Raw genomic sequence first — 25,221 nt, forward strand, 5'->3', positions numbered from 1 at the left:
AGTCAGTGGCTATCGTGGGCGCCCGCACCCGGCGCGTCGATCCCGTCGTAGAACGGGAGTTCGGGGTGTGGCAGGTGGATCCCGAAGCTCATCAGCCCGTGCGCGAACAGGACGTAGCCCAGTACGACGAACGCGACACCGAGCAGGCGGTGGACCCGCTGGCGGTGGACGATGTCGACGGATTCGATGAGGGTGCCGTAGACGAAGACGGCGGGAATCGTCCCGACGCCGAGTGCGGCCAGCGCGAGTGCGCCACCCGCCGGCGAGCCGGTCGCGAACGCGTAGAGGAACGCCGGGTAGAGGACCGGACACGGAAGCAGTCCGTGGACCGCGCCGAGGCCGACGATGCCGGGGCCGTTCGCGAGCCGGTCGACGTGGGTCATGAGCCAGCCTGTAACGCGCTCGAGGCCGGGAAGATGAACGCCGCCAGTCGTCCGGCCCAGCAGGTAGTAGACGCCGGTCGTGATGACGAAGCCGCCGACGAGCAGTCCGACGCTGCCACGGATCGGCTCGACGAGAGGCGTCAGCGACTCGGTCGTGACGAACAGCAGTCCGCCCAACGCACCGAAGACGGCACCGATCAGGGTGTAACTGGCCGTCCGACCGAGGTTGAACAGCGCGTGCTGGCGCACCTCGTAGGTCGTCAGATGTGTTTCGCGTCTCCCGGTCGACGGGCCCTCATCCATCCGGCTGGCGTAAACGGTCACGAGCGGCCCACACATCCCGATGCAGTGTGCGCCGGCAAGTAGACCGATGAGGAGGAACAGGGCCACGTCGACGCCGAGGAGGGTGAGGGGGTCCATGATCCGATCCTTGTCTCGAGCTATCGGCCCGACGAGGTAATGGGTTTCGTCTCGGCGGGCCGCCGACGCTGCCTCTTCGAGAGCCAACCCAGACCGTCTACAGCGGTTGGCTCAGGTTACGAGCGTGATCCGGACGTCGCCTGGGTAGGCAACCGTGGCGACCGTCTGTGTCGCACTTCTCGCCGGGCTCTTCGTTGTCGACACCGGGGCCGAATCCCCCGAACCCGTCGCGTTCGATGACACGGTCTCGTTCGGGCTCCCCCTCACGATCTCGTCGTAGATTTGCTGGGAGATAGAGCACTGTCTGTAGAGCGCCTCTGTGACGGGGAGTGTGTTGGCTCTCGAGAGGTCGATCAGTGGCGTCTCGTCGAAGACCCCACATTCACCGCTTCTCGAGGTCGGCTTCGAACGGCTCACCGGGTACTCACGCGACGTCTCCAAACTGCTCGCGATCCGCTTCACTTTCACCGTGCTACGACCACTCTTATGCCAACTCCGGCGCAACTCCGAACAGAACAGAGGAATGGCAAACGAGCACACGCTTGGGCTGTTGTCGCTTCCGTCTCCGGTCCTCGAGGGACTCTCTCAGTCGGCGATTCGCGATATCGCTCACTATTTCGGGGCGCACCTCGCCGTCGTTCCGGGCCCGCGAAGTGCGGTCGCCCACGCCACAGCCCGGAGTGCGACTCGAGAGATTCCGGTCGTACATCCTCAACTCGGCGGCACCCGGGATCAGATTCGCCACTACCGGTACCGGGCAGACACAGGGGTTCACGAGACGACCGACACTGCGCCACCGCCGGAGACGATCGACGTCATCGCCGTCCAGAACACCGAAATCCTCCCTCGTCTGCAGGCACAACTCGAGAGCACTGAGCGATCGACTGGACGCGAGGCGGCGACGTTTCTGATCGTTCCACAGCTTTCGGTGGAGTGGGATACGACCTCGCTCTCGGCGACGCTTCCCTGTAGCGACCACCTTGCGCGGATCTGTCGGACGGTTCCGGAACCGGTTACGGTTCTCGCCGGCGGCCAGCCGGTGGAGTACACTCACGAGTGGGACCTACCCGCCGACCACTCGTCGGTCACGGTCCCGGTCGCCGGACTCGGGGCGACCGGTGGAGGCGACCCGATGGTCGCGCGGTACACCTGCACACCGCAGGGAACCGTGGCTGCGGAGGCGGTGCGTGCCGATCAGTTCGGGCTGCGAGCGCTGACCGGGGTCGGGGCAACAACTGCAGACCGGCTCCGCGAGGCGGGCTGTCGAACGACGAGCGACGTCCGGGACATCGCCGTTCGTGAACTCGCCGACCTCCCCGGTATCGGGCGGACGACAGCCGAAACCATCCACGCCCACGCCGACGTCATTGACTCGGGCGACCCGCTCGTCCTGACGAACAAGACGCCGATCAAGACCCGCGACGGGCGGCCGCCGCTCTGTCTGGATATCGAGACGGACGGGCTCACCCCGACGATCATCTGGCAGGTCGGTGTGTACGACCCCGCGACTGATCGCCACCAGTCGTTCATCGAGCGGCAAACGCCGAACGACCCGAAGCCCGTGCTCGAGGCGTTCGTGACCTGGTTTCTCGCCACCCACAGCGATCGAACCGTCCTCACCTGGAACGGCTACGGCTTCGACTATCCGTGTATCGAGCAGTTCCTTCGGCAGTACCTGCCCGAGTACGTCGAGGCGTGGGACGACGTCTGGACGTACGACCTGTACAAGTGGGCGGTTCGGGACGGGAACGCGCTTCTTCCGGGCCGGACGAACAAACTCGATCACGTCGCCCGTGCGCTCGGGTACGACGCTGCGGGGACCGGGTTGACCGGCGCCCAGACGGCGGCCGCCTACCGGGAGTTCATGCGCAATCCGGAGACGCCGGAAAGCGAACCCGACTGGGATCGACACGAGAGCTACTGCGAAGACGACTGTCGAGCGCTCTGGTGCATCTACGAAGCCGTCACCGACGCGCCGCGACGGGACGTGACCGATAGCGGCGCCGGTGGCGCCGACGGCCAGCAGGCCGGTCTCACTGACTTTTGAGCATGACGGATAACGACCCTCACAACACTGACGGTGGAATCGCCCTGGACGGCCCGCGCCTCGTCGACACGTTCCCGCGAACGGGGCTCACGTCCGACTCCGAGTACGTCGAAACGATCCAGTTGCCCGCGAGGCCGGCTGCGAGCGTTCCCGCAACTGACGTTCTGCGCCCCGAACTCGCCGACCCCTATCCCTACGAGCTGTACAGCCACCAGGCGGCGGCGTTCGAGGCCCTCGCGGACGACGACGACGTCGCGGTTACGACGTCGACCTCGAGCGGGAAGACCCACATCTACGGGCTGCAGATCGCCCGCAACCTCCTCGATGCGGGGGTGCTCAACGCCGACGGCAGCCGGGCCACAGCCCAGAACGACGCGTCGACCGCGCTCTGTGTCTACCCGATGAAGGCGCTGACGAACGACCAGCGGGAGTCACTCGAGGAACTGTACGAACGACTCGGGCTCCAGATCCGCGTCCGGATCTACGACGGCGATACGACCGGCGACCGGCGCGCGATCAGGGAGGAGGCGGACGTCGTCCTCACGAACTTCGCCGGGCTGAACGTCTACCTCCAGCACCACGACAGGTGGAGTCGGTTCTACAGCGCCCTCGATCTCGTCGCGATCGACGAATCGCACACCTACACCGGCATCGAGGGGATGCACGTCGCGTGGATCCTGCGACGGATGCGCCGCGTCGCCGACTACTGGGGCGGCGATCCCCAGTACATCCTGACGTCGGCGACGATCGGCAATCCCGCCGACCACTCCACGGCGCTTATCGACGGCCCCGTCACGGTGGTCGACGACGACGGCTCACCGCGGGGACCGCGCGATATCGTGCTGTGGAACCCGCCGCCACGGGACAGGACTCGAGTCGTCCCCGACGAAGCCCCGTTCGAGACCGACGACAAGGACGACGACGCTGGCGACGACTCCGAGGGGGTCGCTGACCGCGTCCCGGCGAGCGTCGAGGCACCGAAGGTGTTCAACCACCTCACTGCACACGATATCCGCACGCTGCTGTTCTGTCCGAGTCGCAAGCTCACCGAGTTGAGTATCCAGCGAGCGGACGACCACTACCAGCGTAATCGGCGGGAGTACGCCGGCTCCAGCACGCCGGGCAGAAAAGCGTACAACGCGGGGCTGGGTCGGCGGACGCGGTACACACGCGAACAGGGGTTCAAGACGGGCGCGCTGTCGGGGCTGGCGACGACGTCGGCGCTCGAACTCGGAATCGACATCGGGAGTCTGGACGCGACCGTCCTCATGGGGTATCCCGGCCAGCGCCAGTCGTTCTGGCAGCGGATCGGTCGCGCGGGCCGTGGGGCCAGTCACAGCCTCGCGGTCATGGTCGGCGATCACCGCACGCTCGATCAGTACGTCCTCACCCACCCGGAGTACCTGCTCGAAACCGACGTCGAGGACGCCGTCGTCGACACGTCGAACAACGCCGTCTTCGCGACCCACGTCCTCTGTGCGAGCAACGAAATCGCCCTCGACGAGGCCGACCTGGATACGTTCGCCGAAGCCGACCGACTCCGGGCGGCCGTCGAGATGTGGCGAGCGGCCGGCTTCGTCGACGGTCATCTCGAGGGCGCAGTCCACTACTGTGGTTCCGGGCGGCCCCAAACTCGGGTCAACCTCTACGGGAATACGGAGATGGACTTCCAGTTGCGACTCGCCCCCGACGTCGACCGCGAGCGCTGGGATCTCCCCGAGACCCTCGACCTCGAGCCTGTCGCGCGAAATCGGGCGTACCGAGACTACCACGAAGGGGCCGTTCGCCTCCAGAACGGCCAGCAGTTCGAGGTCGTCACGTTCGACGAAAATCGGCCACAACCCGTGATCGAACTCGCGCCGACCGAGTGCGAGTACTACACCCGAACCAGCAACCGGGTCAACGTGCTGGACGCCGAGTCCGAGGAAACTCGCGACGTCAACGGCTTCACGCTCCACTTCGGTCGCGGAACGGTACTCGTTCATCACCACTCCTACGATCAGCTGTACATCAGCAACAGCGACCCGAAAGAACAGCGACTCCCCACGGAGACGCCCCCCATCCTGATGGACACACAACTGTGCTGGGTCGAAGTGCCGGAGGCCATCGAAGCGGCGCTGGTCCGAAAATACCGCGAGTACGGAATTGAAACCGGCGTCGATCCGGAGGACACGACCATCGCACACCTGGGCTACATCGCGGGGCTCCACGCTGCAGAACACGCGACGATCCAGACCGCCCCGCTCGAGCTCAGAGTCGACAAGAACGACCTGGGTGGGCTGGCGACCCTCGTGATGGACACCCACTACGCCCACGACGAGTACGACTCGATCGCCGATTCAGTGGGTGAGTCCTACGAAGCCGCCCTGGCGGCGCTCGAGCAGCGGACCCAGGTGCTGGACGGACAGCCCTCCTCGGGGTGGTTCATCTACGACGGTGTCGAAGGCGGCCTCGGGTTCGCACGCGCCATCTACCAGAACTTCGAAGCGCTGGCTGAACGAGCGCGCGACCAGCTCGCACACTGTCAGTGTGGGCAGCCCAACGGCTGTCCGGCCTGTACGTTCGACGAAAACTGCGGGAACGACAATATGCCGCTGCTTCGTGAATCCGCAGTGGACGTCCTCGAGCACCTCCTCGGTCGCGGTGACCGAGACGCGCTCGAAGCGCACCTTCCGGACGAGTACGGGGGCGAACGTCGTCCCACGGTCTTCTACTCCTGATAGAGGCCGATCGCGGACGACAGCGGATTCCGCATATGGAATCCGTCCTAGGGGACAGCGAGACACAGTGCTTTTGGGCCGATAGCACAACGCCAGCACAATGGCAGGTGGCCTGGACCCGACCGAAACGTACGATGGTTCGATCATCGTCCGACTGCTGGACGATCGTTCCGGGACCGAGGAAGTTCGCTGTTCGTCGTTCTACGAGGCGATCGACCTGGTGAAAGAGACGCAACCCTCGGTTACCGCTGTAAAGATCATCGATCGGGACGGCGATGTAGTGTTCACCTCTGCGGATATGCGGATCGAAGAGTGGGCCCTCGAGTGGGAGAACGCAAAGCGGAGTCTGTCCGTCACCGTCGAAGAACACGACTGTCCCTACGACAACATCGCCTGTGTTTTCGACGATCTCTGTGTTCAGTGTAAGATGGATACAGTTCAGGACCAGCACCGAGACCCTTCTTGAGCCCGTCTCTCTACGTAACTACTTCCGCTTTCCCGTGTGTCGCATCGACGTCGATCACTCGAACCGTCGCTCGCAGTGACGACACTTCTTCATCGATAAAGAGCACAAACCCACCGTCTGTCTTACTCACGGCGGTTCCGTCTGGTTTCTCGTCGACGATGTCGACGACTACTTCATCGCCTACCTGTGGTTTTCCACCAAGTGATTCCCCGCACCGCCAACACTCGGTCTCGTACTCGGGAGACCCCTCCGGAGCGTTGTTTGCCCCACATCTGGGCGCTTCACACTTGATATACGAATCGTGGTTTCCCGGTTGATACCGTCCCATGCCCTCATCACCGACATCTCTCAGTAAAAAGATAGTGGCTCGGTCGCTGGAAAACAGGGGCAAGGACCGTCGGCCGTTGATGCCTGGGACCGAGAGGAGTATCGCCGTCTGGGAAACGCAACTCGCAATTCGAAACGGAACTGGGTGCGAGAGCGGACTGCGACGTTCACAAGAGCGAAGCTCTTGTACGGCCATCAGAACGCGGATCGTTCTGAGGACGATTTGTCGTCCCAGGTCGCTTTTGGTAAGGTCGCTGCCAAGATACACGGTAGTTTATATTGTACTAATTACACAATAATTATGACTCACAGTTGATCTTCAATGTCGTAATCTTCGGACGACGAGGTGCCGATTCTGTCGCTGTGTTCCTGCATCGAATCACCAAGAAACACGATCTCTCCGACGCTGTGTTTCTCGTCGATGGCTACGGCTATTTGGCTTTCCTCACCCGGTTGGGGGTGAGCGGTCAGGTCGACTACTGCGACCGAAACCTCATCGAAACAAGGGTTCAAACGCTGAAGATTGGCGGTGACTGCTTCCATAACTCGTGAGTGAGCAGTCAGGGTATTACCTGAAGAATCTTGAGTAGATTGGGAACTACTATAACACGTGGTGGCCACATAAGTCCCTCAACGGACAGATGCTGGCGGAGGGGCCGAGCTAGACAGTGCCGCTGGCCCGTCAGTGTCTAGTGAGACCAGTTTGAGAAACGAGCAGATCGTGGGTTCTGTTTGATATGACGCTCGAAGATCTGCTCAGGAGGTCGTACATCGCGGGGTTTGACGAATTTTGGAACGTGAGCGGACGGCGGACACCCTACGTCCGCAGAACGCAACGACGCATCACTCGTCCGTACCGAGATAGTCGACGATGCTGTGTGCGATCGTCTCGCTGGTCTCGAGCAGCGAGGACACCGTCGTGTGCTCGTCGGCGCCGTGAAGGTTGTTCCCCTCGGGACCGACCGAAACCGCAGGCGCGTCGTAGTAGAGTTCGAAGAACCGCTCGTCGAGGCCCGCGTTCCCACCGACGAACGTGCCGGTGTCGCCGGTAACCGACTCCGCGTTCGCCTTCGCGATCTGGACGATTTCGGCGTCGGTCGACGTTTCGTGCGGGGCGGCCTGCCAGCCGAACCATTCGATCTCTGGCGGGTGGTCGGCGAGCCAGGCGTCGCTTTCTGTGACGGAGTCGATCGCCGATTCGATCTGTTCGCGGACCTCGAGTCGGCTCTCACCCGGCGGCCAGCCGATCCGACCCTGGAGAATCGCCTCGCTTGGAACGGTCGACGGCCAGTCGCCGGCCTCGATCATTCCGACGTTCAGGTTCGTCACGTGCCCCTCGAGCGCGGGATCGGCCTGGTAGGCCGGCGGGTAGTCGATTCGGGCCTTCCGCTCTGCGTCGAGTTCCTCGAGCGCCTCGTAGACGCTCGTCGCGTTACCGATCGCGTTGACGCCCTCGTGACCCCACGCGGCGTGGGCGCTCTTTCCCGGAACGGTTACACGAAAGTACATCACGCCGGCGCTGGCGATACACAGGTTGGGCACGTCGAACGGCTCGGCGATGATCGCCGCGTCGGGGACGTACCCCCGCTCGAGGGCCGACAGGGTACCACCGACCCCGCCGTCTTCCTCCTCGATGACGCTCTGGAAGATGAGGTCGCCGCCGAGGTCGACTCCCTCGTCACGAATCGCTTCGATGGCGATCAACACCGCCGCGATACCGCCTTTCATATCGGCGACGCCGCGGCCGTACAGCGTGTCGCCCTCCCTGGTCAGCGTCCAGGGTTCGCGCTCCCACTCGGAGTCGGTCACGTCGACGACGTCGATGTGGCCGCCGACCGTGAGCGCCTTCCCGTCGGCGCCCTCGAGCCGGGTCGCGACGTTCGGCCGACCGTCGTACCCGTACTCGACGTACGAGGAGGTCTCGAAGTACGCCTCGTGGTCGCGAAGGGCTTCGGGATCTGGCTCCCAGACGTCGGGCTCGAGGCCGAGGGATTCGAGATAGCTGGCGACGACCTCCTGGGCCGGTCGCTCGTCGCCGGTGACGGACGCCGCCTCGACGAGTTGCTCGGTCAGCGAGACGAGGTCGTCCTCTCTGGAGCGGATCGCATCGGACAGTGCTGCGTGGGTCGGCATACGGTACCAACTGTCGTACAACTCGCGGTTAAGCGTTTTGTTCGGTTAGTGTTCGAATACAGCGACCAAATTTGCTCTCCGTCCGAATTTTCTTTGGATAGGTTGATTACTCGAGTTCGTATTTGAACGAGTAACAGTACCGCTCGTAGCCGAGGTCTTCGTAAAACTCGTGGGCGTCGTCACGCCAGAGGCCGGACTCCAGTTCGACCGTCTCACACCCCTGCGCTCGAGCCCAGTCGTGGAGGTGCGAGAGGAGGGCGCCACCGTGGCCTTCCGACCGCCGTTGCTCGGTCGTGATCAAGTCGTGAACGAAGCAGTACGAGCCAAGGTAGAAGTTCACCCCGAGCGTGACGCCGGCGACCGAAACGAGGTCGCCGTCGGCGTATCGGCCGAACAGGCGGTACCCCTCCTCGTGCATCTGTCGGTGTCGTCGTTCCATCTCCTCCGGCTCGAGGTGTGATCGAAGCTCCCGAAGGATCGGATACGCCTCTTGCCACTCGTTTTCGTTCGATAGCTCGCGAACGGCCGCCTCAGACGTGCCATGATCAGACATGCCACTACATCAGAGCTGTCGATTAAAAGCGTTCCTGTATTCGCCACTCGTCTTGGACGGCAACCTAACCGAACTCCGAAAAGCTGCGTTCGATTCCAGTACTGTCGACAGAATCGAACGCGACCGATGGGTTTAACCACCGCTTCGCGTAGACTGTTTCCATGGTCACGATTGACACGGATCGGCTCCGGGAGACGTTCGAACGATACTCACAGATCGGACGAACCGAGAACGACGGTCTTCATCGGCTTGCTCTCACCGAAGCCGACAGGGAGGTTCGAGACGCGTTCGTCGCCGACCTCGAGGAACTGGACGTCGACGTCCGGATCGACGAGGTCGGAAACATCTTCGGGAGACGCGAGGGAACCGACTCGAGTGCCGCTCCAGTACTGATCGGCTCGCATCTCGACTCACAGCCGTTCGGCGGCCGATTCGACGGCCAACTCGGCGTTCTCGCGGCACTGGAGACGCTCAGGGCGCTCGAAGACGACGACGTCGACCACCGGCGGCCGGTCGAGATCGTCAACTGGACGAACGAGGAGGGCGCCCGGTTCAAACCCGCCCTGATGGGCAGCGGAACGTTCATCGGCGAGTTCGACGTCGCGGAGACGCTCGCACAGACTGATGCGGACGGCGTCACCGTCGAGGAAGCGCTGGCAGAGATCGGCTACCGGGGGAGCGAACCGTGCGAACCGCCCGAGGAGTATCACGCCTATCTCGAGTTACACATCGAGCAGGGTCCGAAACTCGAGGAAGACGGCCTCTCGGTCGGCGTCGTCGAGGGCGTCTACGGGATGTCCTGGCTCGAAGCGTCGATTTACGGGGATTCGGACCACGCCGGACCGTCGCCGACTCACTCGCGCAGGGACGCCCTCGTCGCAGCGGCCGACGTCGTCACCGCCGTTCGGCGGCTCTCGGGACGGCTCGCGGACGACGTCGTCACGACGGTCGGCGAGCTGGAAGTCTCGCCCGGCTCGATCAACGTGATCCCCTCGGAGGTGACGTTCACCATCGACGTGCGGAGCTACGACGACGACGTGGTCGTCGATCTCGTTTCCCACGCCGAGCGAGAACTCGAGAACGCGTGTCGGCGCGAGGGGACGGAGTTCGACCTTGAGGAGATCTGGCGGATTCCGCACACGGAGTTCGCAGAGCGCGTTCGCACCGTCGCCCTCGAGGCCGCCGCCGCGGTCGACGCCTCACACCGGGAGATCGTCAGCGGCGCGGGACACGACGCGTCGTACCTGAACGAGATCACGGATACGGGAATGCTGTTCGTGCCGAGCGTCGACGGGAAAACGCACAACGAAGCGGAGTACACGGAGTGGGAGGACGTCGTCGAGGGCGTGGCCGTCTTCGCCAAAACGACCGATCGACTGGCGACGTAACGCCGCTCAGAACACGGCTTCGATCGCCGACTCGAGCGCGTCGACGGCCTCGTCGATCTCGGATTCGCTCACGCACAGCGGCGGGGCGACGATAAGCTGGATCCCGGGGCGGCCCAGCCCGTACAGGATGCCGTCGTCTGCGGTCCGTTTCAGTACCTTCTTGACGGGATTATCCGACTCGTCGACCCGCGGATCGACGAACGGCTGCCCCGTCTCGGGGTCGGCGAACTCGACGCCCCAGAGCAGGCCCCGGCCGTGTACCGAGGTAACGACGTCGAACCGGTCCTCGAGGGCGCCGAGACGGGACTCGAGGTGCGGTGTGACTGCCTGGCCGTTCTCGAGCAACCCGTCCTCGTAGGCGTCGATCGCGGCGATGCCGGCGGCACAGCCCACCGGATGGCCCGCGAACGTCTGGCCGACCGGGAATCCGTCCGACTCGAAGTGGGTGGCGATCTCCTCGGTGAGCAACACGCCGCCAAGCGGCACGTACGAACTCGTGACGCCCTTCGCGAACGTGATCATATCCGGATCGATACCTTCGGTCTGGACGCCGAACCACTCGCCACAGCGGCCGAAGCCGGTGATCACTTCGTCGGCGATCAGGAGGATGTCGTACTCGTCACAGAGCGCTCTGACGCGCTCGAAGTAGCCAGGCGGCGCGGTGAAACCGCCGCTCGAGCCGGCGACGACCTCCGTCAGGATCGCGGCGATCGACTCGGCTCCCTCGTTGCGGATGACGAACTCGAGGTGGTCGGCGGCCTTTTCGGCGAGTTCCTCGCCGGTCGCGCCGTCGAACGCCGCCGGAATCGGCGGCAGGAACTTCGCGTTCCCGGTCGTCGCGGCGTGGGCCTGGACCGCCGTGTGCGTGTCGGTGTCTCCGGTCAGGCTGGCGGTGCCGTACGTCGCGCCGTGATAGGAGCGCCAGCGCGTGAGCACTTTCGGCGACCCGGTGTACTCCCGGGCGAGCATCACGGCGGTCTCGTTCGCCTCGCTCCCGGAAATCGAGAACACCGTCTTCGTCAATGGATCCGGCGAGATCTCGAGAAGCCGCGTAGCCAACTCGGTGCGCGTGTCGTTGTGCCGCCCCGAGGAGACGTACGGGATCCGCTCGAGTTGCTCGGTGATTCCATCGATGATCTGGCGGTTGTCGTGGCCGGCGTTGGTGCAGTACAGCTGGGATTGGAAGTCCAGGTACTCGGTCCCGTCGTCGCCGAAGACGGAGACACCCGCTCCCTCGACCAGCGTCGGGACGTCGCTTTCCGAATCGTACCAGTGGGGGATGGGGAGTGCCGACTGCAGTGTTGTGATCTCTGGCTGCTCGGATGCCATGTCCTCACACATGGCACGATAGCGTATAAATTCCCCTGATTTTCAATTCGAATATGGGGCAACTTGTCGCACTCTGATCCGCATCTCACATCTCAGTAGAATACAGTCCGAGCAAGAGCGGGGATCGCTAGACCGACCAGTATTCACCGTGGTGATCGCAGGCGTCCTCGAGCGCCGCCTCGAGCGGCTCCGTCGACTCCTCGAGCCACGCGAACGGGTCGCCGGTTCCGTACTCCGGTAAGTCGATCGTTCTCCCGGTGGCGCCCTCGAGAACGCCGAGCGTCGCGAACGCGAGGTGACTGATCTGGTAGCCGCCCTCCTGGAGGAGGGTGAACCGCCCATCACAGACCGTCTCGGCGAGGTCGCTGGCGCGGCGGCCGAGTGTCCGAAACCCGTCGCGGGTCACGACGTTCCGCCCGAGCGGATCCGAGGGACCGGCGTCCTGGCCCGCGCTGTAAACGAGCAGGTCAGGGTCGTACGCCGAGACGATCGGTTCGACGAGACGGTCGAAGACGCGCTCGTACCCGTCGTTGCCGGTTCCCGGCGGCACCGGGACGTTGACGGTGTAGCCTTCCCCGTTGCCGATGCCGACTTCCTCGAGTCCGCCAGTCTGTGGGTGGTACGTGGGATCCCAGGCGCCGTGATCGTTGTGAATGCTGATCAACAACACGTCGTCGCGGTCCTCGAAGATCTCCTGGGTGCCGTTGCCGTGGTGGACGTCCCAGTCGACGATCGCGACGCGCTCGCGGTCGCGGTCGAGTGCACGTTGGGCCCCGATCGCGGCGTTGTTGAGAAAGCAAAAGCCGTCCGCCCGGTCGGTCTGGGCGTGGTGGCCGCTCGGCCGGGTGAGCGCGTACGGGACGCCGTCCCGATCCTCGAGGGCGTGGTCGATCGCGGCGAGCGCCGCCCCGGCGCCGTGGCTCGCTGCCTCGTAAGTCCCCTCGTTCGCGGCCGTCGTCGTTCCGTCGACGTAGCCGCCGCCGCTTGCGGCGAACTCCTCGAGCCAGGCGACGTACTCCGGGTCGTGTACTCGCTCGATGGCTTCCCGGGAAGCGCGGTCTGTGCTTCTGAACGCGGCCTCGGAGCCGAAGCCCGCCTCGACGATTCGTTTGATGTTCTCGACCCGCTCCGGCTGGTCCGGATGGGGTTCGTCGACGGCCAACAGCTCCGTCGACGGGAGTTTGAACGCCCCTCGGGGCGGCTCGTGAGCGGTCGTTTTGTGGTGCCAGTAGACGGTCAGTGGTGTCGTCTCAGTCATAGGTGGGTTTTCGTCGATGTCGTCTCAATCGTGGGTGGATCTTCGGACGGAGCAAAGAGTGTGTGTCGGTTCGAAAGCTGGAGCGGGCTACCGCAGCGTGATGCGTCGGACGTTCGTGATCGCTATCGCCAGCATGATCATGCTGACGGCGACCAGGAGGAACACGACGCTGATGACGTTGACCTCCGGCGAGGCCTCGAACCGTATCTGGTTCCACAGGTAGACCGGCAGCGTCTCGGTCATCGTGTCGCGGACGAAGTAGGTGTAGACGAACTCGTTGAACGAGATCGTAAACGCCAGCAGCCCGCCCGCGACGACGCCGGGCAGGATGTTCGGCAGTCGCACGTTCAGGAACGTGTCCAGTTCGTCGGCGCCGAGGTCCTGTGCGGCCTCCTCGAGCGTCTCGTCGAAGCGCAGCATCGTCGGGATAATGATGAGCGCGGCGAAGGGAATGGTCCGGATCACGTGGGCGATGACGACGCTCCAGAAGCCGGTACCGATGTTCACGAACCCGAGGAAGAGGACGAGAGCGACCCCGACGACGACTAGCGGAACGATGATTGGCAGCGTGACGGCCAGCTGCAACAGCCCCTTTCCGGGGAAGTCGTACTTCGTCATGGCGTACGCGAGTATCGTTGCGAGGATGACGGTGAGAATCGTCGAGATGACGCTCACCTGCAGCGAGGTCAGGACCGCGCTGATCGCAGCATCGTTGCCGAGGAACTCGCCGTACCAGTGGAGTGTGAACTCCTCCGGTGGGAACGCCAGCGCACGGTCGGCGGCGAACGACATCAGCGTCACGACGCCGATCGGAATCCACAGCAGCGCGATGACGAGCCACATCAGCCCCAGCGCGATCTGCCGGCCGTACTTGTCCGCGACACGTTCGATACTGGCAGGAATCATCGGCTATCACCCTGGCGAGTGATGACGTCGCCCGCACCGAGTTTGACGCCCAGCAACAGCATCAGGACGACGAACAGCGAGACGAGGACGCTGAGCGCCGATCCGAACGGCCAGTTGAACGACTCGGTGAACTGGTTCTCGATGACCATCCCGATCATCAGCTGGTCGGTGCCGCCGAGCAGCGTCGGCGTTACGAACGCACCGAACGTCGGGATGGCGACGAGGACGATGCCGCCGATCACGCCGTTTTTCGTCATCGGGAGCGTCACGGTGAAGAACGTCTCGATCGGGCCGGCACCGAGGTCCTTCGCGGCCTCGATCAGGTTCTCGTCCATGTTCGCGAGCGACGCGTAGAACGGCAGCGTCGCCAGCGGCAACCAGACGTAGGTGAGCCCGAGCAGGACTGCGGTGTGGCTGTACATGATCCCGCTTGGCTCCTGTGCCAGACCGAGGGCGAGCTGGACCCAGTCGATCAGGCCGTCGCGGCTGAAGATGTTGATCAGCGCGTACATCCTGACGATGTAGTTCGTCCAGAACGGCAGGATGACGAGCAACAGCAGCAGCGTCGTCCGGTTCGAGAATCTCGCCATGCTGTAGGCGAGCGTGTACCCCAGGACGACGACGATCGCCGTCGTCTGGACCGTCAGCACCGTCGTGCGCCAGACGACCCGCAGGTACAGGTCGGTCGTCAGCAGCGTCGTGTAGTTCTCGAGCGTAAACGACGCCGGTGGCATCCCGTCGAGAAAGGACAGCCAGACCATAAACAGCAGCGGGAGGACGAAAAACATCAGCAACGTAAACGCCGGCAGCCCCACCAGTACCAGGATCCTGAGCCGCGGCCGATCGCGGAACTCGTCGAGCACCGATCTGACGAGTTGCCTCGAGCGCTCGCGGGCGCTCGAACCGGTCGACCCTGACTCGGCGGAAGTCGTCATCGATTCATCCCCCGTGAACGACGTTGGCGCCGCTTTTGAACATGAACGTGCGGTTTGGCTCCCAGACGAGCGCGACGGAATCGCCGGCATCGAACGCCCCGTTTTCCGTCTCGACGTTGAACACCGTGTCGCCGACGTTGACGGTATACACCGTCGTATCGCCGGAGTAAAGCCGGTTCTCGACGGTCCCGGTCAACCGGCCCTCGGCAGGTGCCTCGGCGAGGTCGATGTGCGTCGGCCGAACGCCGAGATCGACCGTCTCGCCGGCGTCGAGGTCCGCGTTGAGAGTGGGAGCCGAAACGGCCAGCGGAACCCCGTCGACGTCGAGGTCGACGGTCCCGTTCGACCGGTTCGTAACGGTCCCGGAAACGACGTTGATGTCGCCCATGAACTGCGCGACGAACCGGGTCGCGGGCCGTTCGTAGATGTCTTTTACGGTCCCCTTCTGTTCGATCTCTCCCTCGTTGAGGACGACCATCCGGTCGGAGATCGACATTGCGACCTCTTGGTCGTGGGTGACGTAGAGGAAGGTGATGCCGGTCTCCTCCTGGATGCGCTGGAGTTCGAACTTCATGTGCTGGCGTAGCTTCCGGTCGAGAGAGGCCAGGGGCTCGTCGAGGAGGATGATCGACGGCTCGTTGACGACGGCTCGAGCGAGCGCGATTCGCTGCTGTTCGCCGCCACTGAGCTGATCGATCTCTCGGTCGCCGTAGCCGGAGAGTTCGACGACCTCGAGGATCTCCTCGACGCGTTTCGAGCGCTCCTGTTTCCCGACGCCCCGGCGTTTCAGCCCGAACGCGATGTTCTCGGCGACGGTCAGGTGCGGGAACAGCGCGAGGTTCTGGAACACCATGTTGGTGTCGCGCTCGAACGACGGAACGCCGACGACGTCCTCGCCGTTGATGCTGATCTCTCCGCTTGTCGGCGTTTCGAACCCCGAGACCATGCGAAGCATCGTCGACTTCCCGGAGCCGCTCGGACCCAGTATCGAAACGAATTCGCCGTCTTCGACCTCGAAGGAGGCGTTCTTGACGGCCACTACATCTCCGTACTCCTTTCGAACGTTTTGAACCTGTAAAACTGACATAGTTACAACCCTGGCACGTTATCCGGCGACGACCGTCGTCCAAATCTCGTCGTAGCGATCCAGAACCTCCTCCTCGAGCGGTTCGATGAAGATGAGCTCGTCGGGATCGAGCCAGTCGGCGAACGCGGCTTCTTCCTCGGAGACGACTTCCGCGAGTTCGTCCTCGAGGTTGTCGATCGGCGGGACGTACCCCATCTGGGCGAACAGCTGTACTCTCGAGGAGATCTGCCCGCCGTGGTCGATCCAGGCGGCGCCCGCTCGCGGGTTCGGGGCGCCCTCGGGAATAACGAAGTTGTCGTAGGTGTACATCATTCCCTCGTCCGGAACTGCGTAGTTGATCGGGGAGTCGTTGAGGAAGCGGGCCATCCACGTCCGCCCGTCGCGAAGCGGTCCGACCACGACCTCCTCGTTGACGAACATCTCCATCGCCGAGGAGAACTCGTTCCAGTAGGTAACGTTTAGATCCCGCTGCTGGACGAGCACTTCTTCGATCTCCTCGAAGTCGGACGGATCGTTCGGATCCTGACCGGTGTAGAGGGCAGCGATTCGACAGGCCACCTCGGCCCAGTCTTCCATGAACATCATCCCCTCTAGGTCCTCGTCCCAGAGAATACTCCAGGAGTCCGGCGGGCTGTCGAAGTAGTCCTCGTTGTACGTCAACGATGGCTGCATTACGACCGACTCCGGGATGGCGTAAATCTCACCATCCATGCTGTAGTGTTCTTCGGCGTCCTCCTGGGCGAGCTGGGTGAGCGTATCCCACGCTTCCATCCGCTCTACTGGCAGTGGCTCGAGGTAGTCGTTGTTCATCGCCCGGACGACCCACTCGTTGGTCGCTGAGATGGTGTCGATTTCGTCGTTTCCTGCCTCGAGCCGAGAGTACCACTCGCTCGGACCGGAGTACGCCTGGGTGTTCACCTGATCGATTCCATCGTAGCTCTCCTGGAAGGGGTCGATGTGCCAGTCGACCCAGTCGGTGTACCAGTTCCAGACGTTCACCGACGACTCGTACTCCTCTACTGGGAACGATTCGATATCGATCGGATGGACGTACTCTTCGTCATCATCACCGAGACACCCGGATAGCGCGGCGATCCCCCCCGCCCCTACGCCTTTGAGAACCGTCCGACGGCTCCTGAGACAGTCATGGTCTGGCATACCGGACCAAACTAACCAATTGCACATAAAACTACCGTAGCAGCCTTAGTAGCAATCATTTCTAACTGAGGAGATAATATTAGTTTATATTCAATCTCTCACCGTCACGTCCAGTACCGTTGGCCCCTCGTCTCCGGTCGCTTCTTCGAGGGCGGACGCGAGGTCGTCGTCGGTGCCGACCTGCTGTGCGCTCGCACCGTGGCTCCGGGCGTTGAGAGCGAAATCGACCGGCGGGTCGAACGTCATGCCAGGGAATAGATAGTCGTCGATGCTCCCGCCAAGCAACGCGACGGTGTTCTCCTTGAGAATGCGGTACGTGTAGTTGTTCGAGACGACGACGGACAGATCGATATCGTACCGCGACGCCGTGTACAGCGTGTGCGGGTAGTAGAGGTACGAGCCGTCCCCCACGAGTCCGATAACCGGACGGGGGGTCGACGACTCGCTCTCTGCGACGGCCGCCCCGACTGCGGCGGGAAGGCCGTAGCCGAGGCCGCCCGACTTGTTCCCGATGTACTGGCCGTGCTCGAGCGGCCACCGCGACAGCAGCGCGTAGCGGGTCGTCACGCTCTCGTCGACGACCCGGGCGTCCGGAACCGTTTCCGCGAGTGTATCGATCAGTGCGGCCTTCGACCGTCCCTCCCCGGATGCATCATCCGAGACGAGGACCTCCGATTCGATCCACTCCCGGACGGGGTCGTGGGCCTCCAGATTTGGCGCCGTCTCGTCTACGTGCTCGCGGATGTCGTTGACGACCTCGCCGGGGTCGCCGATTACGCTGACGTCAGCGGGTTCGTTCTTTCCGAGTTCCCACGGATCCTCGCCCACGTGGATCGTCGTCGTCGACGGATCGACGAGCGGATCGTCGTGGGGCATCATGGCGACGTTGGTCGAGCAGCCGATGAACGCAACGGTGTCGGTCTCGAGCAACGCCTGCACCGCGTCAACGGCCTCCGGCAGGTGCGAGAGGTACTGCGGGTGGTCCGTCGGGAACGGGACTTCGGCTAACAGGATCTCGCCGTGCACGCGGGCACCGATGGCCTCAGCCAGGTCGACGGTCGCCTCGACCGCTTCCGGCCCGCTGCGAGCGATTGCGTCACCGACGATCATCACCGGCTCCTCGGCCGACTGCAGCGCGTCGGCTGCCCGCTCGCTGGCAGCCCGGTCGCCCGCACCGGCCGACGGGATCCGACCGAGCGGCTCGGGGTCCGACTCGGTTTCGGCCGTCATCACGTCGATCGGAAGACTGAGAAACACCGGGCCGGTCGGCGGCGTCAGCGCGACCCGCACCGCCCGCCGGAGCATCGTCGGGAGCGCCTCGACGTCCGCTACCTCGGCGGTCCACTTCGTGAACTGCCGGGTCAGCTGCTGGAGATCTCCGTGAAGGAGCGGCTCCTCATGTTGTTGGTCCGTCGCGTGGTTCCCCGCGGTCACCAGAAGCGGCGCGCCGCCGATGTGTGCGGCGTAGAGGTTACCGAGTCCGTGGGCCGTCCCCGGCGCAATGTGGAGATTCGCAACGCCCAGCGGGCAGACGTCCGGGTCGGTGTGTCCATGATAGCGGCGCGTGCTGGCGTATCCGCCGGCCATCCCGACCGCAATATCCTCGTGAAGCGCCATCACGTACTCGAGATCCGATTCCCCGAGCGCCTCGAGCAGCGGTATCTCGGTCGTCCCGGGGTTTCCGAACACGTGGGTCACGCCATACGACTCGAGGGCGTTAGCAAAGAGCTCCGCACCAGTTGCAGGCATACGCCGTATGTCAAGACGAGTCATATGAACTTTTCCATACGGTAACACACATGACACTGTACTATCTCAACGACCGACGATCATCGTTCTGCGGGCCGATACTCTCGAAGGGAACTATCAGTTTTTATTAGAGAAACGATTTGGTCCACGAATCGTAGTCGTGTGTATGGGAATCGCTAGCGGGTACGATGTCGACCAGCGCGCGTTCACCGAGGAGCTGTTACGGTTCGAATCGACGAGCGGCAACGAACGACCGGCCCAGGAGTGGTTTCGAGAGCGCCTCTCCGAACTCGGGTTCGAGACGTACACCTGGGAAGCAGACGCAGAACGATTGGCATCCCTCGAGGCGTTTCCCGGCGCCGCTGACATTGACGCGGCGAACCGACCGAGCGTCGGCGGTGTCCTCGAGTTCGGCGACCCCGACGCGGGTCCGACGCTCGTGTTGAACGGCCACGTCGACGTCGTCCCCGTCGACCGGCCTGCCTGGGACTCCGAGCCGTTCGAACCGACCTGGAACGGCGATTCGCTCACCGCTCGCGGCGCGGCCGACATGAAGAGTCAGCTCACGATGCTCGTGTTCGCCGCTCGCGCGCTCCACGACGAGGCGCGGACGGACCTCGATGGTCGCATCGTCGTCGAGAGCGTCACCGGCGAAGAGGAAGGCGGAATCGGCGCGCCGATGGCCGCCCTGGAGAACCCGTATCCCTTCGACCGCGACGCCGCGGTCGTCGCGGAGCCGACGGAGTTCGACGTCATGGTCGCGACCGCGGGCGTGTTTATCGCCGAACTCGAACTCTCCGGCCGGTCGGCCCACGCCGCGAGCCGGTGGAACGGCGAATCGGTACTCCCCCATTTCGAGGCCATCAGACACGCGTTTCGAGACCTCGAGGCCGAGCGCCACGACCGCCTCGAGCATCCGCTCTACGAGTATCCGGTGAACTGCCCGGTCAACATCGGCACGGTCGACGCGGGGACGTGGGCCTCGAGCGTTCCCTCCCGACTGCTCGCGGAGGTCCGCGTCGGCTACCTGCCCGACGAATCCGACGCCGCCGTGGAGGCGGCCTTTCGCGAGCGACTCGAGGAGGTCGTCGCAGACCGCGAGTGGTTGCGCGCACACCCGCCGCGATTCGAGCGACGCGGCATTCACTTCGAGCCGTCGGAGATCGATCCGGATGAGCCGATCGCCGACGCCCTCCGTCAAACGCTACGAGACGCCGGTCGCGGGACGGGCGAGCCGGTCGGTCAGACGTACTGCGCGGACTCGCGGTTCTACACCGACGTCGGCGTTCCGAGCGTCGTGTTCGGACCCGGGAGCATCGAGCAGGCGCACTTTCCGAACGAAACCATCCGCTGGTCAGACGTCCAGACGGGAACCGAACTCGTCGCGGAGACGGCGCGACGATTCCTCGAGCAATCTGCAGCGTGATCCGTCTACCGGCTGGTCCAGACTATCCTTTCGACCGGCCGAAGATTATCGCGCTCAGTACTAAACATTCTTCGGAAGTTGGACCACACACAAAATACGATCCCTCCATTGAAGGTGGAACAATATATATGCGATGAGGCGAATGCAACCGTATGGCAACCGGACCTGCGATCGAAGACGTTCACTTCTCCGAGGAGCCTGACGTAGACCGCGTTCCGGGGCCGCGGTCGGAGGCCCTACTCGAGCGACAGCGCAACGTCGACAGCAACGCGGTCGCGTACCCGCGACGCGTTCCCATCGCCCTCGAGGAGGCGAAGGGAGCGACCGTCCGCGACGCGGACGGGAACACCTTTCTCGACTTCTTCGCGGGAATCGGCGTCCTGAACGTCGGTCACTCGAACCCGTACGTCCTCGAGGGCGTCCACGAGCAACTCGACCGCTACACCCACACGATCGACTTCCCGACCGAGGCGCGCCTCGACCTGATCGAGAAACTCGACGCTATCGCGCCGGGCGACCTCAGCGGCAACAGCAAGGTGATCTTCGGGGGGCCGAGCGGCAGCGACGCCATCGAGGGCTCGATCAAACTCGCAAAGCACAACACGGGTCGGCACGGCCTCCTCGCCTTCGAGGGGTCGTATCACGGGACGACCGCCGGGGCACTTAGCCTCACCGCCGGCAAGAAGTACAAGAAGGGATACGCGCCGTTGCTTCCCGACGCGGTCCACGTTCCGTATCCCGCCCCGTCGAACGACGTCGACACCGACCGGGCGCTCGACGCGGTCCAGCGGAAGTTCGAGAACCCCTACGGTGGCCACCAGTCGCCGGCCGGTATCTGGGTCGAACCGATCCAGGGCGAAGGCGGTGTGGTCGTTCCGCCAGCGGACTTCCTGCAGGGTCTCCGTGACATCGCCGACGACAACGACGCGCTGTTGATCGTCGACGAGATCCAGACCGGACTCGGGCGCACCGGCGAGTGGTTCGCCTCCGATCACTTCGACGTCACGCCCGACGCGATCACGATGGCCAAAGCCCTCGGAGGTACCGGGCTGCCGATCGGCGCGATGCTGTACCGCGACGAACTCGACACGTGGGGGCCGGGCGGCCACGTCGGGACGTTCCGCGGTAACGTTCCGGCGATGGTCGGTGGTCTCCGGGCGATCGAGTACATCGAGGAACACGACCTCCTCTCTCACGCGCAGCGACTCGGCGAGGAGATCCGCGGCCGGTTCGAGGAACTCACCGCCGGCGTCTCGGAGATCAGTGACGTCCGCGGGAAGGGGCTGTTCGTCGGCGTGGAGTTCGTCGACGCCGACGGCCCGGCGAAGGATCTCGTCCTCGATATCCAGCGGCGGTGCTACGAACACGGCGTCCTCGTCTGGAGCGCGGGCCGTCACGGAAACGTCCTGCGACTGATCCCGCCGCTCGTCCTCACCGACCGCCAGGCCGAGGTCGGCATGGACGTGATCTGCTCGGCGATCGAAACCGCAGTCGACGAGGACCGATGAGTCTCGATTACGTCTCGCTCGAGGCAGACCTCGATGACGAAGAGCGGCTAATCCGCGACACCGCACGGGAGTTCGTCGACGAGCGGGTGCGTCCCGATATCGGCGACCACTACGAGAACGGCACGTTCCCGACCGACCTCATCCCCGAGATGGGCGAGATGGGCTTTTACGCGCCGAATCTCGAGGGCTACGGTTCGCCCGGCGTCTCCGAGACCGCCTACGGCCTGTTGATGCAGGAACTCGAGGCCTGTGACTCCGGATTGCGATCGATGGCCTCGGTGCAGGGTGCGCTCGTCATGTACCCGATTCACGCCTACGGTAGTGAGGACCAGAAGGAAGAGTGGCTGCCGAAACTCGGCGAGGGTGAGGCGGTGGGCTGTTTCGGTCTCACCGAGCCCCAGCACGGTTCGAACCCCTCGGGGATGGAAACGCACGCTGAACGGGACTCCGATGGGTACGTCCTGAACGGCTCGAAGACCTGGATCACCAACTCCCCGATTTCGGACATTGCGGTGGTGTGGGCGAAAGATCGCTCGAGCGAGGACGATCCGGTGCGGGGGTTCCTCGTGGAGACGGACCGCGACGGCGTCAGTACGAACAAGATCGACGAAAAGCTCTCGCTGCGCGCCTCCATTACGGGCGAGATCGGTCTGAACGACGTGCGGGTGCCCGAGGAGAACGTGCTGCCGGACGTCGAGGGGATGAAGGGGCCGCTGTCGTGTCTCACCCAGGCGCGCTACGGCATCGCCTGGGGTGCGGTTGGTGCGGCACGTGACTGCTTCGAGGAGGCTCGTCAGTACGCCAACGACAGAGAGCAGTTCGGCGGCCCGATCGCCCGCTTCCAGCTGCAACAGGACAAGCTCGCGGAGATGGCGACCCAGATCACCCTCGCCCAACTGCTGGCTTACCGTCTTGCCGACCTCAAAGAGCGCGACGACCTCCGCCCGCAGCACGTCTCGATGGCCAAGCGAAACAACGTCCGGATGGCTCGCGACCAGTCCCGCATCGCTCGCGAGATGCTCGGGGGCAACGGCATTACGACCGACTACTCACCGATGCGCCACATGGCGAACATGGAGACGGTGTACACCTACGAGGGAACCCACGACATCCACACCCTCGTCCTCGGCCACGATCTCACCGGGATTCCTGCGTATGACTAATGGATGAGGCGTCACGATACTCGATAAGACATGGTTGGAGAAGCACGCGAATCCGAGACACAGGAGGGGCCGCTCGAGGGCGTCACCGTCGTCGACGCCTCGCAGGTCCTCGTCGGGCCGTTCTGTACGATGCAGCTGGCAGACCTCGGCGCGGACGTGATCAAAATTGAGCGACCGGGCGTCGGCGATCAGACCCGCGGCTGGTATCCGCCGCAATTCGGCGAGGGCGACGACGGTGTGAGCGCCTACTACGCCAGCGTCAATCGCAACAAGCGCTCGATCACGCTCAACCTCAAGAGCGACCGGGGACGGGACATCCTCCGGTCGCTGATCGCGGATGCCGACGTCTTCGTCGAGAACTTCCGCGTCGGAACGCTCGAGGAGTGGGGGCTGGGGTACGAGGATCTGAGATCGGAGAACCCCGACCTGGTGTACTGCTCGCTGTCGGGGTACGGCGAGTGGGGGCCGTACGCAGAGAAACCGGCGTACGACCTGATCATGCAGGCCGAAAGCGGGCTGATGAGCATCACCGGGGAGGACGGCGGACCGCCAGTTCGCGTCGGCGTCGCGGTCGCTGACATCGGTGCGGGGATGTACGCGACGCAAGCAATCCTGGCTGCACTCTTTCGCCGGGCGTTCGGCACACACGAAGACGGCGGCGGGCAGAAGATCGACGTCAGCCTCTTCGACGGACAGGTCGCCTGGATGTCGTACATGGCCAGCAGCTACTTCGCGACGGGCGAATCACCGGGTCGAATGGGAAGCAGACACCCGACGATCGTCCCCTACCAGGCCTTTCCAACCCGGGACGGCTACATCGTCGTTGCCGCCGCCTCCGAGAAACTCTGGCGGGCGCTCTGTGCGGCCATAGAGCGCACCGATCTCCTCGAGGACGATCGGTTCGCGACAAACGCCGACCGAGTCGAACACCGGGACACCCTCGAACGTATCCTCGTGGACGAGTTCGCCGCGTTCGAGACCGACGAACTCGCAGCACTACTCGACGACGCGGACGTTCCCGCCCGAGCGATAAACGACATGGAAGCCGTCTTCGATCACCCGCAGACCGGCGCTCGCGGGATGCACGTCAGCGTCGACCACCCGTCGGTCGGCCGGATCGAGATGGCCGGCAGCCCGATGCACTTCTCGAGATCCGCAACCGAACTCACTCGGCACCCACCTGAACTCGGCGAGCACACCGCAGACGTCCTCGCCGAACTCGGCTACGACGCCGACGAAATAGCAACACTCGAAGCCGACGACGTCGTCTGACTGTCGGCCGTCCGGCGGCCCGTTGGCGACGGGTCTCGCTCACTCCGACGAGGCGTCCGACTCGATTTCATGGGCGCCGAGCAGCGTTTCCGTCTGGTAGTCGCCGAGAATGCCAACCGGCGTCTGATCTTTGATCGCCGTGATGACGAACTTCGAGCTCGTGCGCTGGATCTCGTCGATCGCTTCGTACGCCTCGACGAGACCGACGACGGCGTCTCGAGAGGTAAGCCGTGCGATGACGACGAAATCCGTATCGCCCATCGTGAAGTACACCTGGTTGACTCCCTCTATGTTGCTCAGCTTCTGCCCGACGCTGTCGTGATAGCCCTCATCGAACTCGGCCCAGACCTCCGAGATGATCGTAATCCCGAGGCCGACCTGCTCGAGATCCAGTTCGAACAGATCGTTCGCGATGACGCCGTCCTCCTTGAGGGAGTTGAGCCGGTAGTGCACCGTCGACTTTGGAATTCCGGTCGCCTCGTGGATCGTCTCGGTGCTCGGCGTCTGTTCGGTGGCGATTGCGCGCAGGATCTCGATGTCTCGCTCATCGATGTCAGCGTTCATCTACGTGGCTGTTCGAACGGGCCTACCATATCTCTGGTCACTTCGAAGCAACAGTCACTCCGTAGCCTGTCACTGCCGACTCTCCTATTGGGGATTGTATTGTATGAAAATAACTATATTGTTTGTTCCCGGGGAACGGTACATAGCAGCTACTCGGCGAACTCAACCGGATCAATCCTGTGACGCTGATTTGCCCATTCTGTGCGCATATTGGCTACATATCCAGATAAGACTCTCTAATTGGGCCTCGTTCAGTAATCGTCCCTCCTATTCGATCCACGTTCATCAGTTTCCGTCGTCGAGCGCAGCTAATTTCATAATGACCGTGGTATTCACCCGTCCCAGTCGTTGAACAACGTTTTTTGGCGATCGAGCCCGGCGTGAGGCCTGTCCGGCAGTATTTTCCTTCCGAAGATTATAAGCCGAAGT

The 25,221-nt window shown here is 63.6% G+C and carries 21 protein-coding genes and 1 pseudogene; 9 read left to right on the top strand and 13 right to left on the bottom strand.

Annotated features, from left to right (window positions below):
• Positions 1-2: 2 nt before the first annotated feature.
• Together AC6I6S_RS16865 and AC6I6S_RS16870 are read right to left on the bottom strand one after the other, a co-directional pair.
• Positions 3-803: a sulfite exporter TauE/SafE family protein gene (locus AC6I6S_RS16865; RefSeq protein ID WP_497951763.1), complete on the bottom strand. Its 801-nt coding sequence runs from the start codon at positions 801-803 to the stop codon at positions 3-5.
• Between the two features lie 111 nt (positions 804-914).
• Positions 915-1,220: a PIN domain-containing protein gene (locus AC6I6S_RS16870; protein ID WP_497951764.1), complete on the bottom strand. Its 306-nt coding sequence runs from the start codon at positions 1,218-1,220 to the stop codon at positions 915-917.
• A gap of 106 nt (positions 1,221-1,326) precedes the next feature.
• Between AC6I6S_RS16870 and AC6I6S_RS16875 the strand changes: the two genes are divergently transcribed.
• The 3 genes from AC6I6S_RS16875 (at position 1,327) to AC6I6S_RS16885 (ending at position 6,036) form a co-directional block, all read left to right on the top strand.
• A complete protein-coding gene (locus AC6I6S_RS16875) occupies positions 1,327-2,850 on the top strand; it encodes a ribonuclease H-like domain-containing protein (protein WP_497951766.1) in 1,524 nt (507 codons plus the stop codon).
• A 2-nt stretch (positions 2,851-2,852) separates the two neighbouring features.
• The gene (locus tag AC6I6S_RS16880) at positions 2,853-5,570 is read left to right on the top strand and encodes a DEAD/DEAH box helicase (RefSeq protein ID WP_497951767.1); all 2,718 of its coding nucleotides are present in this window, start codon (positions 2,853-2,855) and stop codon (positions 5,568-5,570) included.
• Between the two features lie 100 nt (positions 5,571-5,670).
• Positions 5,671-6,036 carry a hypothetical protein gene (locus AC6I6S_RS16885; RefSeq protein WP_497951768.1) on the top strand — a complete coding sequence of 122 codons (366 nt, stop codon included), beginning with the start codon at positions 5,671-5,673 and terminating at the stop codon, positions 6,034-6,036.
• A gap of 10 nt (positions 6,037-6,046) precedes the next feature.
• Here AC6I6S_RS16885 and AC6I6S_RS16890 read toward each other — a convergent pair whose 3' ends face one another.
• A complete protein-coding gene (locus tag AC6I6S_RS16890) occupies positions 6,047-6,364 on the bottom strand; it encodes a TRAM domain-containing protein (protein WP_497951769.1) in 318 nt (105 codons plus the stop codon).
• Positions 6,365-6,675: 311 nt separating this feature from the next.
• Here AC6I6S_RS16890 and AC6I6S_RS16895 point away from each other — a divergent pair.
• Positions 6,676-6,912: pseudogene (locus AC6I6S_RS16895) on the top strand (IS6 family transposase); the annotation flags it as partial.
• A 294-nt stretch (positions 6,913-7,206) separates the two neighbouring features.
• Here the strand turns inward: AC6I6S_RS16895 and AC6I6S_RS16900 are convergent.
• Together AC6I6S_RS16900 and AC6I6S_RS16905 are read right to left on the bottom strand one after the other, a co-directional pair.
• Entirely contained in the window at positions 7,207-8,496 is a 1,290-nt protein-coding gene (locus tag AC6I6S_RS16900) for an ArgE/DapE family deacylase (RefSeq protein WP_497951771.1), read from the bottom strand.
• Positions 8,497-8,602: 106 nt separating this feature from the next.
• Positions 8,603-9,049 (bottom strand): GNAT family N-acetyltransferase, encoded by a 447-nt coding sequence (locus tag AC6I6S_RS16905; protein ID WP_497951772.1) that lies wholly within the window; start codon positions 9,047-9,049, stop codon positions 8,603-8,605.
• A 161-nt stretch (positions 9,050-9,210) separates the two neighbouring features.
• Between AC6I6S_RS16905 and AC6I6S_RS16910 the strand changes: the two genes are divergently transcribed.
• Positions 9,211-10,437 (top strand): Zn-dependent hydrolase, encoded by a 1,227-nt coding sequence (locus AC6I6S_RS16910; RefSeq protein WP_497951774.1) that lies wholly within the window; start codon positions 9,211-9,213, stop codon positions 10,435-10,437.
• Between the two features lie 6 nt (positions 10,438-10,443).
• Here the strand turns inward: AC6I6S_RS16910 and AC6I6S_RS16915 are convergent, their stop codons facing one another.
• The 7 genes from AC6I6S_RS16915 to AC6I6S_RS16945 form a co-directional block, all read right to left on the bottom strand.
• On the bottom strand, positions 10,444-11,766 hold the full coding sequence (locus AC6I6S_RS16915) for an aminotransferase family protein (protein ID WP_497951775.1): 1,323 nt from the start codon (positions 11,764-11,766) through the stop codon (positions 10,444-10,446).
• Positions 11,767-11,893: 127 nt separating this feature from the next.
• Positions 11,894-13,024, bottom strand: coding sequence for an arginase family protein (locus AC6I6S_RS16920; protein ID WP_497951776.1), 1,131 nt, complete (start codon positions 13,022-13,024; stop codon positions 11,894-11,896).
• An 87-nt stretch (positions 13,025-13,111) separates the two neighbouring features.
• The gene (locus AC6I6S_RS16925) at positions 13,112-13,930 is read right to left on the bottom strand and encodes an ABC transporter permease (protein WP_497951777.1); all 819 of its coding nucleotides are present in this window, start codon (positions 13,928-13,930) and stop codon (positions 13,112-13,114) included.
• Complete coding sequence (locus AC6I6S_RS16930) at positions 13,927-14,865, bottom strand: ABC transporter permease (RefSeq protein WP_497951779.1); 939 nt, start codon at positions 14,863-14,865, stop codon at positions 13,927-13,929. Before AC6I6S_RS16930 ends, AC6I6S_RS16925 begins: the two co-directional genes overlap by 4 nt.
• A gap of 4 nt (positions 14,866-14,869) precedes the next feature.
• Positions 14,870-15,904, bottom strand: a complete 1,035-nt coding sequence (locus tag AC6I6S_RS16935) for an ABC transporter ATP-binding protein (RefSeq protein WP_497951780.1) — start codon at positions 15,902-15,904, stop codon at positions 14,870-14,872.
• Positions 15,905-15,970: 66 nt separating this feature from the next.
• Positions 15,971-17,110 (bottom strand): ABC transporter substrate-binding protein, encoded by a 1,140-nt coding sequence (locus AC6I6S_RS16940; protein ID WP_497951782.1) that lies wholly within the window; start codon positions 17,108-17,110, stop codon positions 15,971-15,973.
• A gap of 90 nt (positions 17,111-17,200) precedes the next feature.
• The gene (locus AC6I6S_RS16945; RefSeq protein ID WP_497951783.1) at positions 17,201-18,859 is read right to left on the bottom strand and encodes a thiamine pyrophosphate-binding protein; all 1,659 of its coding nucleotides are present in this window, start codon (positions 18,857-18,859) and stop codon (positions 17,201-17,203) included.
• Positions 18,860-19,025: 166 nt separating this feature from the next.
• Here AC6I6S_RS16945 and AC6I6S_RS16950 point away from each other — a divergent pair, with 166 nt between their 5' ends.
• The 4 genes from AC6I6S_RS16950 (at position 19,026) to AC6I6S_RS16965 (ending at position 24,228) form a co-directional block, all read left to right on the top strand.
• Entirely contained in the window at positions 19,026-20,285 is a 1,260-nt protein-coding gene (locus AC6I6S_RS16950) for a M20 family metallopeptidase (protein ID WP_497951784.1), read from the top strand.
• 152 nt (positions 20,286-20,437) lie between these two features.
• Positions 20,438-21,793 (top strand): aspartate aminotransferase family protein, encoded by a 1,356-nt coding sequence (locus tag AC6I6S_RS16955; RefSeq protein WP_497951786.1) that lies wholly within the window; start codon positions 20,438-20,440, stop codon positions 21,791-21,793.
• Positions 21,790-22,956 (top strand): acyl-CoA dehydrogenase family protein, encoded by a 1,167-nt coding sequence (locus AC6I6S_RS16960; protein WP_497951787.1) that lies wholly within the window; start codon positions 21,790-21,792, stop codon positions 22,954-22,956. Before AC6I6S_RS16955 ends, AC6I6S_RS16960 begins: the two co-directional genes overlap by 4 nt.
• Positions 22,957-22,986: 30 nt before the next feature.
• Positions 22,987-24,228, top strand: a complete 1,242-nt coding sequence (locus tag AC6I6S_RS16965; RefSeq protein WP_497951789.1) for a CaiB/BaiF CoA transferase family protein — start codon at positions 22,987-22,989, stop codon at positions 24,226-24,228.
• 39 nt (positions 24,229-24,267) lie between these two features.
• Here the strand turns inward: AC6I6S_RS16965 and AC6I6S_RS16970 are convergent, their stop codons facing one another.
• Positions 24,268-24,792 carry an Lrp/AsnC family transcriptional regulator gene (locus tag AC6I6S_RS16970; protein WP_497951790.1) on the bottom strand — a complete coding sequence of 175 codons (525 nt, stop codon included), beginning with the start codon at positions 24,790-24,792 and terminating at the stop codon, positions 24,268-24,270.
• Positions 24,793-25,221 lie beyond the last annotated feature (429 nt).

It is taken from the genome of Natrononativus sp. DTA114 (assembly GCF_059736515.1).